Here is a 17045-nt window from a genome sequence, read left to right on the forward strand (position 1 = left end):
CCCCTAGCTGTTAGGCTCGTCTGGTCAGAACTACAAGAAGCCGCCATGCCGATCATCGGACAGCCTCGCCCCATCCCCGAACTGGATCACCTGCCCAGACCCCTGTATGCCCGCGCCGAAAGCCTCGGCGCCGGTTCCTGGACCACCCGCCACCAGCACGACTGGGTACAGTTCTCCTATGCGATCAGCGGCGTGCTGGGTGTGTATACCGACGAAGGCAGTTACTTCGCGCCGCCCCAGTGGGGGGTGTGGATCCCGGCCGATGCCGAGCACGAAGTGGTCACCTCGATGCAGGCCGAGATGCGCAGCTTGTATGTGCGCCGCGACGCCTGCCTGTGGGCAGCGGAGCGATGCCGGGTGCTGGAAGTGACCCCGCTTGCGCGCGAGCTGATCAAGCAGTTCTGCCTGTTCCCGGCAGATTACCCGGAAGGTGACAGCGCCGAGGCGCGCCTGGTGGCGGTGCTGCTGGACCAGTTGCGCACCTTGCCAGAAGTTGGCTTTTCGTTGCCGTTGCCACGCCACCCGGGATTGCTGGCGCTGTGCAACGGCTTGATCGCCGCCCCGGACCAGCCCCAGACCTTGCAGCAGTGGGCGCGGGAATTGGGGTGTTCGGAGAAGACGCTGATGCGGCTGTTCCAGCGCGAGACCGGCTTGAGCTTTCGCAACTGGCGCCAGCGCATGCGGCTGTTGTCGTCGCTGGCGTTGCTGGAGGCGGGGGAGAATGTGACCGAGGCAGCCTTGGGATGTGGGTATGACTCCACTTCGGCCTATATTGCGGCGTTCAAGCAGCTGTTTGGGGCAACGCCGGGGGAGCTGAAGCTCTAGTGGTTCGTCGCCTGAGCCGGGCTTTTCACGGGTTTACCTGCGAAAAGCCCCGGCTCACGCCACCGATCAGGTCCGGAACCTGCGCACCAGCGCATCCAGCTCATTGGACAAACCGGCCAGGCTTTGCGAATCCTGGCGCGCTGCCTGGGCCAGTTCGGCCACCAGCTGCGCATCCCCGTGAATCTGGCTGATATGGCGGTTGATGTCCTCGGCCACCTGGTGCTGCTCCTCGGCCGCCGTTGCAATCTGCGTGTTCATGTCACGGATCACATCCACCGACTCACGGATTTGCCCGAAGCTGTCGCGGGCCAGGCCAATACGGCTCACCGACTGCTGTGAAACTTCCAGGCTGGCATGCATCTGCGTAGCCACTTCGGCCGTGCGGCTGGCCAGGTTGCCCAGCAAACCGTCGATTTCTGCAGTGGAGTCGGCCGTGCGCTTGGCCAGCGCCCGCACTTCATCAGCCACGACGGCAAAGCCACGCCCCTGCTCACCGGCGCGAGCGGCCTCGATGGCGGCGTTGAGGGCCAGCAAGTTGGTCTGCTCGGCAATGGAGCGAATGGTGCCGAGGATCGACTGGATGGCATTGCTGTCACGCTCCAGCTGCTGGATCGACTGCGCCGATTGCTCGATCTCCTGGCTCAGGCGGTCGACGCTATGTACTGCCGCATCGATCTGCTGCTGGCCTTCGCGGGCCTGTTGCTGGCCGCTGTCGGCCGACTGTGCCGCCTGGCTGCAGGAGCGCGCGACTTCGTTGGCGGTGGCAACCATTTCGTGGAAGGCGGTGGAGACCATGTCCACGGCTTCGCGCTGGCGACCGGCGGCCTCGGCCATGTTGCTCGACACTTGGGTCGAGCTGTGGGAGGTGCTGAGGATCTTGCCTGCAGCCGCGCCGATGTGCTGGATCAGGCTGCGAATGGCGCCGAGGAACTGGTTGAACCAGCTGGCCAACTGAGCCGTTTCGTCACGGCCACGAACTTCCAGGTTGCGGGTCAGGTCGCCTTCACCCTGGGCAATGTCTTCCAGGCCATTGGTGACGCTGTTGATCGGGCGCACGATCAACTTGGCAAAGGCGGCGCCGACCACGGCGAACAGGGCGGCCAGGACCACGGCAACGGCGCCGATCAGCCAGGTCAGCTGGGTGGTGGTCTTCATGACTTCGCTTTGTTCGATCAGGCCGATGAAGGTCCAGCCCAGTTGCTCGTCGGGATAGACGTTGGCCATGTAGCGCACGCCGTTGAGCTCGACTTCGACCAGGCCCTTGCCGGCCTTGGCCAGCTCGGCATAGCCATCGCCAAAGCTGGCCAGCTGCTTGAAGTTGTGGCCGGCTTCGCGGGGGTCGACCATCACGTTGCCGTTGCTTTCCACCAGCATCAGGTAGCCGCTTTCGCCCAGCTTGATCTGCTTGACGATCTCGGTCAGGCCCTTGAGGGAGACGTCGATGTTGACTACGCCGCCAGGGTTGCCCAACTGGTTGGCCACGGCGCGCACGGTGCTGACCAGCACTGCGTCGTCGGCAGCCCAGTAATAGGCACCGGTCCGCACGGTCTTGCCCGGGTTGGCCATGGCCAGTTGGTACCAAGGGCGTGGGCGTGGGTCGTAGTTGACGAATTTCTGCCCGGCTGGCCAGCCGACGTAGCCGCCGTCACTGACACCGTAGGACACATAGGCGTAGTTGGGGTGCGAGTCTGCCAGGCGGGTAAAGAAGTCCAGCAGTTGCTTGTCCTGCTCGCCCAGCTCGTAGGAGGGGTTGGCGCTCATGAACTTGTTGAGGTTGCCGCCGGTGGCGGCGACCATCGGTTGCGCAGCCAGGTACTCGACGTTCTGGTTGATGCCCTGGAAGAAGATGTTCATCGCGTTGCTGACCTGGCGGATTTCACGGCTGCTGCCGTCGAGGAATCCGTCACGGGCTTCGCCACGCAGGTTGAGGACCACAAGGGTGGCCACAAGGACGATGGGCAAGCCGGCGATGACCGCGAATGCCCAGGTCAGTTTCTGTTTGATGCTCATCGACGCTCCCGGAATTTTTTTTGTAGATACACGAGGCAGGTACCCAGTGCATCGGCAGCTTCCGGCTTTTATGAAGCTAAAACGCCTGTATTTATTGGATAAAGTCGGGGTTGATGACTATTCGGTCGCGTTTGGGCAATTTTGGCATACCAAACGCTTGTGACCCCTTAGTGACAGCAGTTGCCAGCAGCGCCATTGGCCAAGTCCTTGAGGATCGGGCAGTCCGGGCGGTCATCACCCTGGCAGTGTGAAACCAGCTCGCCAAGGGTATCGCGCAGGCTCACCAGTTCCTCGATGCGCCGGTTCAGGTCATCGATGTGCTGCATGGCCAGCGCCTTTACATCGGCGCTGGCCCGCTGACGGTCCTGCCAGAGGGTCAGCAGCTTGCCGACCTCTTCAAGGGAAAACCCCAGGTCGCGGGAGCGCTTGATGAACGCCAGGCTGTGCAAGTCTTCGTCCCGGTACAGGCGATAGCCGCTGTCGCTGCGCGTGGCCGGCTTGAGCAGGCCTATGGACTCGTAGTAACGGATCATCTTGGTGCTGAGCCCGCTGCGGCGGGCGGCCTGGCCGATGTTCATGGTGTCTCCTGGGTGTCGCGGGTGGGCTTCCACGTCTTCAGCCACAGCGCATTGCTGACCACGCTGACGCTGGACAAGGCCATGGCGGCGCCAGCCAGCACTGGATTGAGGTAGCCCAGCGCAGCCAGCGGGATACCGATGAGGTTGTAGATGAAAGCCCAGAACAGGTTCTGGCGTATTTTCGCGTAGGTCTTGCGGCTGATTTCCAAGGCGGCAGGCACCAGGCGCGGGTCGCCTCGCATCAGGGTGATGCCGGCAGCCTGCATGGCGACGTCGGTGCCGCCGCCCATGGCAATACCGATATCGGCGGCGGCCAGTGCCGGCGCATCGTTGATGCCATCGCCGACCATGGCGACCACGCCATCCTGCTTGAGGGCAGTCACCGTCGCGGCTTTGTCGGCCGGCAGCACTTCGGCGTGAACATCGTCAATGCCCAGGGCATCGGCCACCACTTTGGCGCTGCCACGGTTGTCCCCGGTCAGCAGGTGGCTACTGATGTGTTGTGCGCGCAGGGTATCGATGGCCTCCGCGGCGCCGGGCTTGAGGCTGTCACCAAAGGCAAAAAGGCCCAGCACCCGTGGTGGGGTGTCGCGTTCGATCAGCCACGACAGGGTACGTCCCTCGGCTTCCCAGGCTTGTGCCTTGGCCGCCAGGTCACCGGCCTGAAGCCCGCTTTCATCGAGCAGGCGCCGGTTGCCCAGGGCCAGTTCACGGCCCTCGACGCGCCCCGCAATGCCGCGCCCGGTCAGCGATTGGCTGTCGGTAACGCCAGGCACCTCCAACCCCTGTTCGGCACAGGCATCCAGCACGGCCTTGGCAAGGGGGTGTTCGCTGCCACGTTGCAGGGCACCTGCCAGGCGGTGCAGGTCGGCGCTGTTGCCATCCTGAGCCTGGCTGTGGACCACGCGTGGGCTGCCAGAGGTCAGGGTACCGGTCTTGTCGAACACCACACGGTTGACTGCATGGGCGCGTTCCAGCGCTTCGGCGTCCTTGATCAGGATGCCATGGCGGGCGGCAACCCCGGTACCTGCCATGATCGCCGCAGGCGTAGCCAGGCCGAGGGCACAGGGGCAGGCGATGACCAGTACCGCCACGGCGTTGATCAGTGCGGTTTCCAGCGGCGCGCCGGCCATCCACCAGCCAACCAGGGTAACCAGCGCCACCACCAGCACGGCCGGGACGAACAACTGGCTGACCCGGTCGACCAGTTTCTGGATCGGCGCCTTGGCGGCCTGGGCGTCTTCCACCAGGCGGATGATGCGGGCCAGCACGGTCTCGGTGCCCAGCGCCTCGGTACGCACCAGCAGCCGGCCCTCGCCATTGATGGCACCACCGGTAACGCTGTCGCCGGGTTGCTTGGGTACCGGCAGGCTTTCGCCGCTGATCAGGGCTTCATCGGCATGGCTGCTGCCTTCCTCGACCACACCGTCGACCGGGAAGCGCTCGCCAGGCTTGACCAGTACCAGGTCATCCAAGCGCAACTGGCTGATGGGCACGTCTTCTTCCTGGCCGTCGACCATGCGTACGGCGCGCTCCGGGCGCAGGGCCTCAAGGGCTCGGATGGCACTGGCGGTCTGGCGCTTGGCACGGCTTTCCAGGTACTTGCCCAGTAGCACCAAGGCGATGACCACGGCCGAGGCTTCGAAGTACAAATGGGGGGGCATCCCGGCGGCGGCTTGTGCCCATTGATACAGGCTCAGGCCGTAACCGGCGCTGGTGCCCAGGGCCACCAGCAGGTCCATGTTGCCGCTACCGGCGCGCACGGCTTTCCAGGCGGCGACGTAAAAGCGTGCGCCGAGAATGAACTGTACAGGCGTAGCCAGCAGGAACTGCACCCAGGCGGGTAGCATCCAGTGCAGACCCAATGGCTGCACCAGCATTGGCAGTACCAGCGGCAGGGCCAGCAGCAGTGCGGCAGCGACTGCCAGGCGCTCATTGCGCAGGCGGCGCGCCGCCTCATGATCATCCTTGGCTGCTTGCGGCAGGCTGGCGCTGTAGCCGGCTTTTTGCACGGTTTCGATCAGCAGGTTGTCGTCGACTGCCGCGAGCACTTCAAGGTGCGCACGCTCGCTGGCCAGATTGACGCTGACCTGTTCGACCCCGGGCAGCTTGCCGAGGGCGCGCTCCACACGGCCGACGCAGCTGGCGCAGGTCATGCCGCCGATCTGTAGTTCGACGGTGTGGGTAGGCACCACGTAACCGGCTTCGCGCACGGCGTGTATCAGGGCCGGCAAACTGTTGGCCGGGGCCTGGACCCGTGCTTTTTCAGTGGTGAGGTTGACGCTGACCTGCTCAGCGCCGGTGACCTTGCGCAGGGCGCGCTCGACCCGGCCAGCGCAGCTGGCGCAGGTCATGCCGGAGATCGGCAGGTCGTAGGTGGTGGATGCGGGCATGGCTCTCCTCCTTGGACAGGCCTCCAGCATCAACCTTGCCATGCAGGTAAGGTCAATAGTCCAGATCGGCGCGCTTCAGTTCCAGTCCATATTGCCCCATGGCGATGCGGTATTTGTTGATCTGGCCCGCCTGCAGGTTCAAACGCGTGCTGCGTTGGTCCTCGATACCCGGGGCACAACCCGGCATTTGCCCTGGCAGCAGGCGCAGGCGCACATCCACCGGGCCAGGCGGCAGGTTGAAAGAGGTGGACTGTTCCTGGAACACGCGCCCGGAAAGCTGGTCGTTGAGGTACACCCCGATTTCGCAGCTGGTGGCTACTTCCAGGCGCTCCCGGGAAATGATCAGTACGCTGTAGGCCGAGTTGCCCTCGGCATTTGCCGGTGGCACTGCAGCCAACGCGCTTAAAAGCCCGACGACGCCCAATGCTGCCCTGAACATGAAGAATCTCCTGCTTGCCTGATCGTCAAAGGCGCAGCTTGGCCGACGCGGACGCGGATTTCCACCCCGGGTGTTGTTGGCAGCGCTTGACCTTGCCCTGATGGCAAGCTTGAAACTTGTGGAAAACCTGAAGGAGGTAACACCATGCAAGTGTTCAATGTACAAGGCATGACCTGCGGCCATTGCGTCAAGGCTGTGACCCGCGCGGTGCAGGAGCAGGATGCGCAGGCCAAGGTCGAAATCGACCTGGCGGCCAGGCAGGTGCGGGTGCATAGCGATTTGGCGCAGGAGCAGATTCTCACCGCCATTCGCGATGAAGGTTATCAGGCCGAGGTGGCGTGAGGTTCCGGGCGCTCACCGGCCGTTTTTGTTGCAAATGTTTTCACATTGATGGGGTCCACAGCAGGTAGAATTGCACACTTGCTTAGCCTGCTATGGATTCCTGATGAACCTGCGAATGGTGCTTATCCTGGGCGCACTCAGTGCGTTTGGGCCCTTGGCGATCGACTTCTACCTGCCCGCCTTCCCGGCCATGGCGCAGGCCTTCGCCACCGACGAAAAACACGTCCAGGCCACGCTGGCCGCCTATTTCCTCGGTCTGTCCATCGGCCAGTTGGCCTACGGGCCGGTGGCTGACCGGTTTGGTCGACGCAAGCCGCTGATGTTCGGCGTGACCCTGTTCACCCTGGCGTCACTGGCCTGTGCCTACGCCCCCAACCTCGACACCTTGGTGCTGGCGCGTTTCGTCCAGGCGCTGGGCGGCTGTGCCGGCATGGTGCTGTCGCGGGCCATTGTCAGCGACAAGTGCGACCCCGTGGCTTCGGCCAAGGTGTTCTCGCAACTGATGCTGGTCATGGGCCTGGCACCGATCCTGGCACCGATGCTGGGCGGTGTGCTGGTGAACTTGTCCGGCTGGCAATCGATTTTCCTCGCCTTGAGCCTGTTCAGTGCCGGTTGCCTGCTGGCGGTCAGCCTGGGCCTGCCGGAAAGCCTGCCCGCGCATGTGCCGCGTCAGCCGCTGTCCGGCGCCTTGCGCCAGTACCTGCGGCTGCTCGCTGACCGGGTATTCCTCGGCCATGCCGTGACTGGGGGTATTGCCATTGCCGGCATGTTTGCCTACATCGCCGGTTCGCCTTTCGTGTTCATCAAACTCTACGACGTGCCGGCCGAACATTATGGCTGGCTGTTCGGCACCAACGCTGCGGGCTTTATCCTGGTGGCGCAGGTGAACGCCCGCTTGCTGGCCAAGCGTGGCCCGGCCTATCTGCTGGCGCGCGCGGTATGGCTGTACTTGGTCGCCGGCCTGGTGCTGCTGGGGGTTGCGGCACTGCGGCCGGCACAGCTATGGCCGCTGCTGGTTCCGCTGTTCGTCTGCATCGCCAGCCTCGGTTGCATCATTCCCAATGCCTCGGCTTGCGCCATGAGCGGGCAGGGCGCGCGGGCTGGCAGCGCCTCGGCACTGATGGGCTGCGTGCAGTTCAGCGTTGCGGCAGGCGCGGCGGCGCTGGTCGGGTTGCTGCATGATGGCAGTGCGGTGCCCATGGCGTTGGTCATCAGCCTGTGCGGGGCACTGGCGGTCAGTGTCGCGCTGCTGACCCGACGCTTGCAGGCCAAGGTTCCCGCGTAAGCGGGTGGGGTGCCTGCAGGCGGGTTTCCAGCGTGGCGACAAAGGCGCGAGCCTCGGCTTCGCTGCGGAAACTGACCACGTGCTGATCGAGCTGGACCTGCCAGGGGCAGGCAGGGTTTCGGCTCGACGCACTGACGAGAATTTTCATCGCGGCATACCTCCAGAAAGGGGGGGCCGATCAAGTGTAGCGCCGCCCTACCTGGCTGCCATGGCCTGTATCAGTGTCCTGACTGACGGTCGATGGGCTCATTCTTTCTGCGTATTTCCCGATTGCGGTGCAATGCCTGCGAGCGCGTGGAACCTTCGCTTTAGCTTGCGCTACTTGTGGAAAACAATTGTCAGCTCCGTCCGAAGTTTCAGCAGGCAAATTCCGGATGATGTTCCCGTGCTCCTGCCCAGACAGGCCGTAACGCTTGCTCCCGGGGTTTTGCTCAGGCAATTGACGATGCTTTGCGACTTGCAATGGGTAGGCATACCCAGTGGCTTTTGGGTCAGGTTGACGTGGGGGAGGGCTGCCTGAATGGGCATTTCTGCGGCTTATACTGGCGATCCAGGCCGGTGCCAGCGAGAGGTGCTTCCCTGCCAGGGTTGGCCCTCGCATCCACACAGTGAACTTGCAGGGAGTTACAGGGATATGAACGCAGTCAGCAGTATCAGCCAGATCGCCAGCCTGATGGCCGACCCCAAGCGCAGTGCCATGTTATGGGCGTTGATCGATGGCACGCCACGGCTGGCTAATGAGCTCGCGATAATGACCGGCCTTACGTCGTCGTCGGCCTGCGCGCACCTGTCGTTGCTTTCTTCGGCTGGTTTGCTAAGGCATGAAGCCAGGGGCCGCAAACGTTACTTCCGCCTGGCGACACCCCAGGTCGGGGCGGCGGTAGAGGCCTTGGCCAGTGTGCAACTGGAGAGCGCCAGAGGGGAGAAGGCCAAGGCGTCGGTATCTCCGCTGCCAATGTCAATGCGCCGGGCACGCCGATGTGGCGATCACCTCGGTGGCGAGCTGGCCAGTGAGCTGTACCACCGCCTGGTGGTGGCCGGCTGGCTTGAGGGAAGCGGCCGACAGTTGATGGTCAGTGACGAGGGGCGAGCGCAGTTGGCCTTGGTCGGTGTGTACATCGATGCCCTGGCGCCCCACCAGCAACGCGGTTGCGTGATCTGCCGCTGCACCGAGTGGACCGATCAGGCGCCGCACTTGGGCGGTGTATTGGGTCAGGCTTTGTTCAGGCTGTTCCTGCAGTCCGGCTGGATGCGCGAGGCCGAGGATACGCGGGCATTGCATATTTCGGCGCTGGGCATCCAGCAGATCAATTGCATCGCCCGCGTGACGACGTTGCAGGTCGGCTGAGTGCAACGTCGTCTGCCGATCAGACCAGCCGGGCGTCCAGGCTGTTCTGCGCCAGGCGACGGGCCTGGTCTTCGGTCATGCCCAGGTGGGTGTACAAGGCGTGGAAGTTTTCCGTGACGTAGCCGCCGAAGTAGGCCGGGTCGTCCGAATTGACCGTGACCTTCACGCCACGCTCGAGCATGTCGAGGATGTTGTGCTGGCTCATGTGGTCGAACACGCACAGCTTGGTGTTGGACAGTGGGCATACCGTGAGCGGGATCTGCTCGTCGATGATGCGCTGCATCAGGCGCTCGTCTTCGATGGCGCGCACACCATGGTCGATACGCTTGATCTGCAGCAGGTCCAGGGCTTCCCAGATGTACTCGGGCGGGCCTTCTTCGCCAGCGTGAGCGACGGCGACAAAGCCTTCGCTGCGGGCGCGGTCGAACACGCGCTGGAATTTGCTGGGTGGGTGACCCATCTCCGAACTGTCCAGGCCAACGGCGATGAAGGCATCGCGGAACGGCAAGGCCTGGTCGAGGGTTTTCTGCGCTTCATCTTCGCTGAGGTGGCGCAGGAAGCTGAGGATCAGGCCACTGCTGATGCCCAGTTGCTCGCGACCATCCTTCAGCGCCTGGTTGATGCCGCCCAGTACCACTTCGAAGGGGATGCCCCGGTCGGTATGGGTTTGCGGGTCGAAGAAAGGTTCGGTGTGGATCACGTTCTGCGCCTTGCAACGCTGCAGGTACGCCCAGGTCAGGTCGTAGAAGTCCTGCTCGGTGCGCAGTACATCGGCGCCTTGGTAATACAGGTCGAGAAACTCCTGCAGGTTGTTGAAGGCATAGGCGCGGCGCAAGGTTTCCACATCGGCCCACGGCAAGGCGATCTTGTTGCGCTCGGCCAGGGCGAACAGCAGCTCGGGCTCCAGCGAGCCTTCAAGGTGCAGGTGCAGCTCGGCCTTGGGCAGGGCGTTCAACCATTCATACATACGGGGTTATCTCAATCAGGTACGGTTGCCGCCATTCTACAGGGGCTGGCCGGGTATTGCGCCCGGCCGGGCTGCGACCTGGTGAATCACCAGACCAAGGGTTCACCCTTGTAGTTGATGAAGCGCAGGCCGCCGTTGCCGCTTTGCGCCTTGATCTGTTCAAGCATGCCGCGGGTGCTGGTGAGTACATCGATCTCTGCGTTCTCGCCCCCCATGTCGGTCTTCACCCAGCCCGGGTGCATGGCCAGTACGCACAGGTCGGGCCGTTGTTGTTCGACGACAAAGCTGTTGATCATGGAGTTAAGCGCCGCCTTGCTGGCTTTGTACAGGCAGATTTCACCGCCGTCGGGGATGCTTACGCTGCCCAGAATCGAGCTCATGAGGGCCAGCACGCCGCTGCCTTCGCGAACCTGGCCGACCAGCCGGCGGGCCACGCGAATCGGCGCCACGGCGTTGGTCATGAACAGGTCGCCGATCTCTTTGTTCTGCACAGTTTCAAGATCTTGCGGCGAAGGGCCCATGACTCCCGCATTGACGAACACCAGGTCGAATACTTGGCCTTGCAGGCGCTGCGTGAGGCCGTCGAGCTGGGCGGTGTCGTTCATTTCCAGTTGCTCGATGTTTACACCGGGCACGTCCGAAAGGGCGCCTGGCTGCTGCGGGTTGCGAACGGTGGCGGTGATGTTCCAGCCGTCTTCGTGCAGGCGTTGCACCAAGCCCAGGCCGAGCCCGCGCGATGCGCCGATGATGAGTGCGTTTTTTGGATCAGCCATAGGGGGTATTCCTTTATCTGTGTAGGAAAAAGGAATTGAGCATAGTGCAACAGCGGGCCCCGTTGCGGTTCATCGCGACACAAGGCTGCTCTGATGGAGGGGATCGTGTACTGCTGGATCGGTGTCGTGTCGGGAGCGGGCAGCAAAGCAACCCTGGCAATCTCAACCCTTGCCCACCCACTGGCTAAAAAATGATCAGTGGCGGCGCGCCCCTGCCTGGCCGGGCGCTTGGCCTGTTGGCGCACGGGTTATCCACAGGCTGGTCCACAGTTATTGTGCGCAAGCTGCAGGGTGTATCAGCAGGTTCAACTCGCGTGGTATTGGGGATAACTCGTGGCCTTTCAGCCGTTTGCGACTGTCATCAAACGGTGATCAAAATATGATCAAAGCTCTGCGGCCCTTGAAAACGCTAGGCTGCAAGCAAGTGCCCCAAGCTTATCCACAGGCCAGCCCACAGTAGTTGTGGGCAATGTTCAGCGCGTCTCCAGCAGGATTCGCCCACGGCTCAGGTCTGCCAGTTGTTGCTGCAAGGGCGCCACGTAAGCGTCGCCGAGGGCAATCAGCAGCTCCACACCATTGGCCGTGAACTGTTCATCCAGAACCAGCCCATCCACCTCGGCCAGGCGCAATTTCACCAATGCCAGTTCGCTGAAACTGCAGCTACAGGAAAATTCACTTCGCTGTACCAGCAGCCGTTTGGGCGCTTGTTGCAGGCACTTGTTGGCACCGCCGCCGTAAGCCCTGGCCAGCCCGCCGGTCCCCAGCTGGATACCGCCGTACCAGCGGATCACCAGCACCACGACCTGGTCGCAGTCCTGGGCTTCAATGGCCGCCAGAATCGGCCGCCCTGCTGTGCCGCCGGGTTCGCCGTCGTCGCTGCTGCGGTATTGCGCGCCGAGCTTCCAGGCCCAGCAATTGTGGGTGGCGGCCAGGTCGCTATGGCGTTCGATGAAACTCATCGCCTCGGCAGCGCTGTTGATAGGCCCGGCCAGGGTGATGAATCGGCTTTTGCGGATTTCCTCGCGGTATTCGCAGAGGTCGAGCAGGGTAGAAGGCATAAATGACCGTCAGGCAGCGGGCTTGATGCCGCAGCCCTTCAGAATGATGTGGATAAGGTTGTTGCTCGCGTCTTCCATGTCCTGCTTGGTCAGCCGGCTGCGGCCGGTAACCTGGCAGATCTGGGTAGCGAAGTCAGCATAATGCTGGGTGCTGCCCCAGAGCAGGAAGATGAGGTGCACCGGGTCGACCCGGTCCATCTTGCCGGCATCCATCCACGCCTGGAACACCGCAGCCCGGCCGCGGAACCATTCACGGTAATCGGCGCTGAAGTATTCGGTCAGGCAGGTGCCACCGCTGATCACTTCCATGGCGAAAATCCGCGAGGCCTGCGGGTTTCGCCGCGAGAACTCCATCTTGGTGCGGATGTACTGGCCCAACGCTTCACCGGGGTCGTCGTCAACGCTCAGGGCGTTGAAGGTGCTGTCCCACAGCTCGATGATGTTGCTGAGCACGGCAATGTACAGGCCCAGCTTGTTGGTGAAGTAGTAATGCAGGTTGGCCTTGGGCAACCCCGCCTTGAGGGCGATGGTGTTCATGCTGGTGCCCTTGAAACCATGGCGGGCGAACTCGTCTTCGGCGGCCTGGATAATGGCCTGTTCGTTCTTCTGGCGGATGCGGCCCGCGGGCTTGCCCGAGGCGGAGAGGCGATGCGCAGGGACTTCTAGGGTCATGGACGATTCCGTACGGGTCAGTGGCTGCGGCTGTCGGACAAGATTACCTGCCTGTGCCGAAGTGACAAGCGTTTGCGGCACAGACTGGCATCAACGTGTCGCAGCCAGGCTTTCAAGGAAGCTTTCGAGTACCAGGTTGGGGCGGCGGCCTTTGCGCGTCACCCAGCTCAGGCTCAGGTCGTAGAAGCGCTCCCGGGGTTTGAGTGCGCGCAAGCGCCCCTGTTGGACCCAGAAGGTGGCGTAGTGGTCGGGTAGGTAGCCGATGTAGCGCCCGGTAAGGATAAGGAAGGCCATGCCCTCTCGGTCTGAAGCGCTGGCCGTGCAGTTCAGCGCCTGGTAGTGCGCCTGGATGTCCGCCGGCAGGCGGAAGGTGGGGGTGATGGCTTCCTGGCTGTTGAGACGCTGGTCGTCGATCTGCTGGTCATCGGCGTAGAACAGCGGGTGGCCGACCGCGCAGTACAGCAGCGAGCGCTCGCTGTACAACGGCTGGTACTCCAGGCCCGATAACGGACTGGTCTGTGGCACCACGCCAACGTGCAGGCTGCCGTCGAGCACACCGTGCTCGACCTGGCTGGGGGCGATCATGCGGATCTGGATGCGCACCTCGGGGCCGCGGTCCTTGAGTTCGGCCAGGGCATGGGTGATGCGCATGTGCGGCAGGGTGACCAGGTTGTCGGTAAGGCCAATGTTCAGCTCGCCACGCAGATGCTGGTGCAGGCCGTTGACCTCGGTGCGGAAGCTTTCCAGGGCGCTGAGTAGTTGCAGCGCCGAGTGGTAGACCTCGCGGCCTTCCTCGGTTAGCGAAAACCCGGCACGGCCACGTTGGCACAGGCGAAGGCCAAGACGTTGCTCAAGGTCGTTCATCTGCTGGCTGATGGCCGAGCGGCCAATGCCCAGCACGTTTTCGGCGGCCGAGAAGCCGCCGCACTCGACGACGCTGCGGTAGATTTTCAGCAGGCGTATGTCGAAATCGCTGACTTGGGCGAGTGGGTCGGGGCGTCGGCTCATTAGTTTAGTGGCGACCAGTCTGAAGATTAGAAATGTGGGCTTTTTCAGACTTTATCCGCGTGCCAATTTAGCTGCAACAACATCCATCGTTGCCTAGTCGTTTTTCGAGGAACCGCCGATGAACATGCCCGAGACCGCTACTGCCGGTATCGCCAGCCAGCTGAAGCTGGATGCCCACTGGATGCCCTACACCGCCAACCGCAATTTCCAGCGCGACCCACGCCTGATTGTGGCGGCCGAAGGCAACTACCTGGTCGATGACCAAGGGCGCAAGATTTTTGATGCCCTGTCTGGCCTGTGGACCTGTGGCGCGGGGCACACCCGCAAGGAAATCACCGAGGCGGTGACCCGCCAGCTGTCTACCCTGGACTACTCCCCGGCGTTCCAGTTTGGCCACCCGCTGTCGTTCCAGCTGGCTGAAAAAATTGCCGACCTGGTGCCAGGCAACCTGAATCACGTCTTCTATACCAACTCCGGCTCGGAGTGCGCCGACACTGCACTGAAGATGGTGCGTGCCTACTGGCGCCTGAAAGGCCAGGCGACCAAAACCAAGATCATCGGCCGGGCCCGTGGTTATCACGGTGTGAACATCGCCGGTACCAGCCTGGGCGGCGTCAATGGCAACCGCAAGATGTTCGGCCAGCTGCTGGACGTCGACCACCTGCCCCATACCGTACTGCCGGTGAACGCCTTCTCCAAAGGCCTGCCGGAAGAGGGCGGTATCGCTCTTGCGGACGAAATGCTCAAGCTGATCGAGCTGCACGATGCTTCCAACATTGCTGCCGTGATTGTCGAGCCGCTGGCTGGTTCTGCTGGTGTACTGCCGCCGCCGAAGGGTTACCTGAAGCGTCTGCGTGAGATCTGCACCCAGCACAACATCCTGCTGATCTTCGATGAAGTGATCACCGGCTTCGGCCGCATGGGGGCCATGACCGGTTCGCAAGCCTTTGGCGTTACCCCGGACCTGATGTGCATCGCCAAGCAGGTGACCAATGGCGCCATTCCGATGGGCGCGGTCATTGCCAGCAGTGAGATCTACCAGACCTTCATGAACCAGCCCACGCCGGAATACGCCGTGGAATTCCCCCACGGCTATACCTACTCGGCCCACCCGGTCGCCTGCGCCGCCGGTCTCGCCGCGCTGGACCTGCTGCAGAAGGAAAACCTGGTGCAGTCCGCCGCCGAACTGGCGCCGCACTTCGAGAAGCTCCTGCACGGCGTGAAGGGCACCAAGAACATCGTCGATATCCGTAACTACGGCTTGGCCGGCGCCATCCAGATCGCCGCTCGTGACGGTGATGCTATCGTCCGCCCATACGAAGCGGCGATGAAACTGTGGAAGGCCGGCTTCTATGTTCGCTTCGGTGGCGACACCCTGCAGTTTGGCCCAACCTTCAACACCAAGCCGCAGGAACTGGACCGCTTGTTCGACGCCGTCGGCGAAACCCTGAACCTGATCGACTGATTTTTCTGATTTTGATGCGCGGCGCGTGAACACATCGCGTCGGCTTCTACCTTCTTTATCCGGAGTTTTGCATGAGCATTGTTCAGCATCTGATTCACGGCGAGCTGGTCACCAAGGGTGAGCGCACCGCCGATGTCTTCAACCCGTCAACCGGCCAGGCCGTGCGCAAGGTCGAGCTGGCGAGCCGCGCGACCGTGCAGGAAGCAATCGATTCGGCCAAGGCTGCTTTCCCGGCCTGGCGCAACACCCCACCGGCCAAGCGCGCACAGGTGATGTTCCGCTTCAAGCAGCTGCTTGAGCAGAACGAAGCACGCATCTCGCAGATGATCAGCGAAGAGCACGGCAAGACCCTGGAAGACGCTGCTGGCGAATTGAAGCGTGGTATCGAGAACGTCGAGTTCGCCTGCGCGGCCCCAGAAGTGCTGAAAGGCGAATACAGCCGCAACGTAGGCCCGAACATCGATGCCTGGTCCGACTTCCAGCCGCTGGGCGTGGTTGCCGGTATCACGCCGTTCAACTTCCCGGCCATGGTGCCGCTGTGGATGTACCCGCTGGCCATTGCTTGTGGTAACGCCTTCATCCTCAAGCCATCCGAGCGTGACCCGAGCTCGACCTTGTTCATCGCTCAACTGCTGTTGGAGGCCGGCTTGCCGAAGGGCATCCTCAACGTGGTGCACGGCGACAAGGAAGCGGTGGATGCGCTGATCGAAGCGCCGGAAGTGAAAGCGCTGAGCTTTGTCGGCTCGACCCCGATTGCTGAGTACATCTATGCCGAAGGCACCAAGCGCGGCAAGCGTGTGCAGGCCTTGGGTGGTGCGAAGAACCACGCGGTACTGATGCCGGACGCCGACCTGGACAACGCAGTGAGTGCACTGATGGGTGCAGCGTACGGGTCGTGCGGTGAGCGCTGCATGGCCATTTCGGTGGCAGTGTGCGTAGGCGACCAGGTGGCTGACGCCCTGATTGCCAAACTGGAGCCGCAGATCAAGGCACTGAAGATTGGTGCTGGCACGTCGTGCGGCCTGGACATGGGCCCGCTGGTAACTGCGGCTGCGCGTGACAAGGTTGTGGGTTACATCGATGACGGTGTTGCTGCTGGCGCCAAGCTGGTGGTGGATGGTCGTGGTTTCCGAGTGGCGGGTAATGAAGATGGCTACTTCGTGGGTGGCACCCTGTTCGACAAGGTGACCCCGGAGATGCGTATCTATAAAGAAGAGATCTTCGGCCCGGTACTGTGCGTGGTGCGGGTAAACAGCCTCGAGCAGGCCATGCAACTGATCAACGATCATGAGTATGGCAACGGCACCTGCATTTTCACCCGTGACGGTGAAGCGGCGCGGCTGTTCTGTGATGAGATCGAAGTGGGCATGGTTGGGGTGAACGTACCGCTGCCGGTGCCGGTCGCTTACCACAGCTTTGGCGGCTGGAAGCGTTCGCTGTTTGGTGACCTGCATGCCTATGGCCCGGATGGTGTTCGCTTCTATACCCGTCGCAAGGCAATTACCCAGCGTTGGCCGCAGCGGGCCAGCCATGAAGCGTCGCAGTTTGCATTCCCTAGCCTTTGAGTGGGGGGTAAACAAAGCGGGGAGGCCGTCAGGCCTCCCCGCTTTGTTTTTGTTGTAGGGGGCTGTTTTGAGATGGTGTTGGCTATTAGATGTGTCCGCCGCAACCTGGTGGCCTTGATACGGTCTTCCCCTGGAATATTTCAAATAAATGAAATTAAAGGTTGACGGCCTTTCGAATCCCCTTATAATGCGCCCCACTTCCAGCGACAACGGAACGACAAACTCCTTGAGATTCAATGAGTTAGGCGATTCGGAAGATGCTGTAAGGGCTACGATCTAATGATCGCCAGCGGTTGAGATGATGGTTGACAGCGCTT

16 protein-coding genes are annotated in these 17045 nt (G+C 62.4%); 6 read left to right on the forward strand and 10 right to left on the reverse strand.

What is annotated here, in order from left to right; all coding sequences use genetic code 11:
* Positions 1–45 precede the first annotated feature (45 nt).
* Positions 46–825 carry a helix-turn-helix transcriptional regulator gene (locus E8E68_RS10015; protein WP_280340952.1) on the forward strand — a complete coding sequence of 260 codons (780 nt, stop codon included), beginning with the start codon at positions 46–48 and terminating at the stop codon, positions 823–825.
* A gap of 66 nt (positions 826–891) precedes the next feature.
* Here the strand turns inward: E8E68_RS10015 and E8E68_RS10020 are convergent, their stop codons facing one another.
* The 4 genes from E8E68_RS10020 to E8E68_RS10035 form a co-directional block, all read right to left on the reverse strand.
* Positions 892–2835, reverse strand: a complete 1944-nt coding sequence (locus E8E68_RS10020) for a methyl-accepting chemotaxis protein (RefSeq protein WP_280340956.1) — start codon at positions 2833–2835, stop codon at positions 892–894.
* 167 nt (positions 2836–3002) lie between these two features.
* On the reverse strand, positions 3003–3413 hold the full coding sequence (gene cueR / locus E8E68_RS10025; RefSeq protein WP_110747371.1) for a Cu(I)-responsive transcriptional regulator: 411 nt from the start codon (positions 3411–3413) through the stop codon (positions 3003–3005).
* Positions 3410–5806: a heavy metal translocating P-type ATPase gene (locus E8E68_RS10030; RefSeq protein WP_280340958.1), complete on the reverse strand. Its 2397-nt coding sequence runs from the start codon at positions 5804–5806 to the stop codon at positions 3410–3412. The genes cueR and E8E68_RS10030 overlap by 4 nt, the downstream gene beginning before the upstream one ends.
* Positions 5807–5858: 52 nt before the next feature.
* On the reverse strand, positions 5859–6245 hold the full coding sequence (locus tag E8E68_RS10035) for a hypothetical protein (RefSeq protein ID WP_266031992.1): 387 nt from the start codon (positions 6243–6245) through the stop codon (positions 5859–5861).
* Between the two features lie 144 nt (positions 6246–6389).
* Here E8E68_RS10035 and E8E68_RS10040 point away from each other — a divergent pair, with 144 nt between their 5' ends.
* Positions 6390–6587: a cation transporter gene (locus tag E8E68_RS10040; RefSeq protein ID WP_266031991.1), complete on the forward strand. Its 198-nt coding sequence runs from the start codon at positions 6390–6392 to the stop codon at positions 6585–6587.
* 103 nt (positions 6588–6690) lie between these two features.
* A complete protein-coding gene (locus E8E68_RS10045) occupies positions 6691–7872 on the forward strand; it encodes a multidrug effflux MFS transporter (RefSeq protein WP_266031990.1) in 1182 nt (393 codons plus the stop codon).
* Here the strand turns inward: E8E68_RS10045 and E8E68_RS10050 are convergent.
* Entirely contained in the window at positions 7823–8020 is a 198-nt protein-coding gene (locus E8E68_RS10050) for a hypothetical protein (RefSeq protein ID WP_110747387.1), read from the reverse strand. The two genes, E8E68_RS10045 and E8E68_RS10050, sit on opposite strands and share 50 nt — an antisense overlap.
* Before the next feature lie 486 nt (positions 8021–8506).
* Between E8E68_RS10050 and E8E68_RS10055 the strand changes: the two genes are divergently transcribed.
* Positions 8507–9220 carry a helix-turn-helix transcriptional regulator gene (locus E8E68_RS10055; protein ID WP_266031989.1) on the forward strand — a complete coding sequence of 238 codons (714 nt, stop codon included), beginning with the start codon at positions 8507–8509 and terminating at the stop codon, positions 9218–9220.
* 19 nt (positions 9221–9239) lie between these two features.
* Here E8E68_RS10055 and E8E68_RS10060 read toward each other — a convergent pair whose 3' ends face one another.
* The 5 genes from E8E68_RS10060 to E8E68_RS10080 all read right to left on the reverse strand — a co-directional run bounded on the left by E8E68_RS10060 (position 9240) and on the right by E8E68_RS10080 (position 13698).
* Positions 9240–10187, reverse strand: a complete 948-nt coding sequence (locus E8E68_RS10060; protein ID WP_266031988.1) for an adenosine deaminase — start codon at positions 10185–10187, stop codon at positions 9240–9242.
* 86 nt (positions 10188–10273) lie between these two features.
* Positions 10274–10960, reverse strand: a complete 687-nt coding sequence (locus E8E68_RS10065; RefSeq protein ID WP_266031987.1) for an SDR family oxidoreductase — start codon at positions 10958–10960, stop codon at positions 10274–10276.
* Between the two features lie 473 nt (positions 10961–11433).
* Positions 11434–12018, reverse strand: a complete 585-nt coding sequence (locus E8E68_RS10070; RefSeq protein ID WP_266031986.1) for a YigZ family protein — start codon at positions 12016–12018, stop codon at positions 11434–11436.
* 9 nt (positions 12019–12027) lie between these two features.
* A complete protein-coding gene (locus tag E8E68_RS10075; RefSeq protein ID WP_110747402.1) occupies positions 12028–12690 on the reverse strand; it encodes a TetR/AcrR family transcriptional regulator in 663 nt (220 codons plus the stop codon).
* A 90-nt stretch (positions 12691–12780) separates the two neighbouring features.
* Complete coding sequence (locus E8E68_RS10080; protein ID WP_110747405.1) at positions 12781–13698, reverse strand: LysR family transcriptional regulator; 918 nt, start codon at positions 13696–13698, stop codon at positions 12781–12783.
* A gap of 118 nt (positions 13699–13816) precedes the next feature.
* Between E8E68_RS10080 and E8E68_RS10085 the strand changes: the two genes are divergently transcribed.
* Complete coding sequence (locus tag E8E68_RS10085; protein WP_110747408.1) at positions 13817–15163, forward strand: aspartate aminotransferase family protein; 1347 nt, start codon at positions 13817–13819, stop codon at positions 15161–15163.
* Positions 15164–15234: 71 nt separating this feature from the next.
* The gene (locus tag E8E68_RS10090; RefSeq protein WP_023662877.1) at positions 15235–16728 is read left to right on the forward strand and encodes a CoA-acylating methylmalonate-semialdehyde dehydrogenase; all 1494 of its coding nucleotides are present in this window, start codon (positions 15235–15237) and stop codon (positions 16726–16728) included.
* The last annotated feature ends 317 nt before the right edge of the window (positions 16729–17045 follow it).

It is taken from the genome of Pseudomonas sp. BN607, assembly GCF_029871175.1.
In the GTDB taxonomy this organism is placed as follows: domain Bacteria; phylum Pseudomonadota; class Gammaproteobacteria; order Pseudomonadales; family Pseudomonadaceae; genus Aquipseudomonas.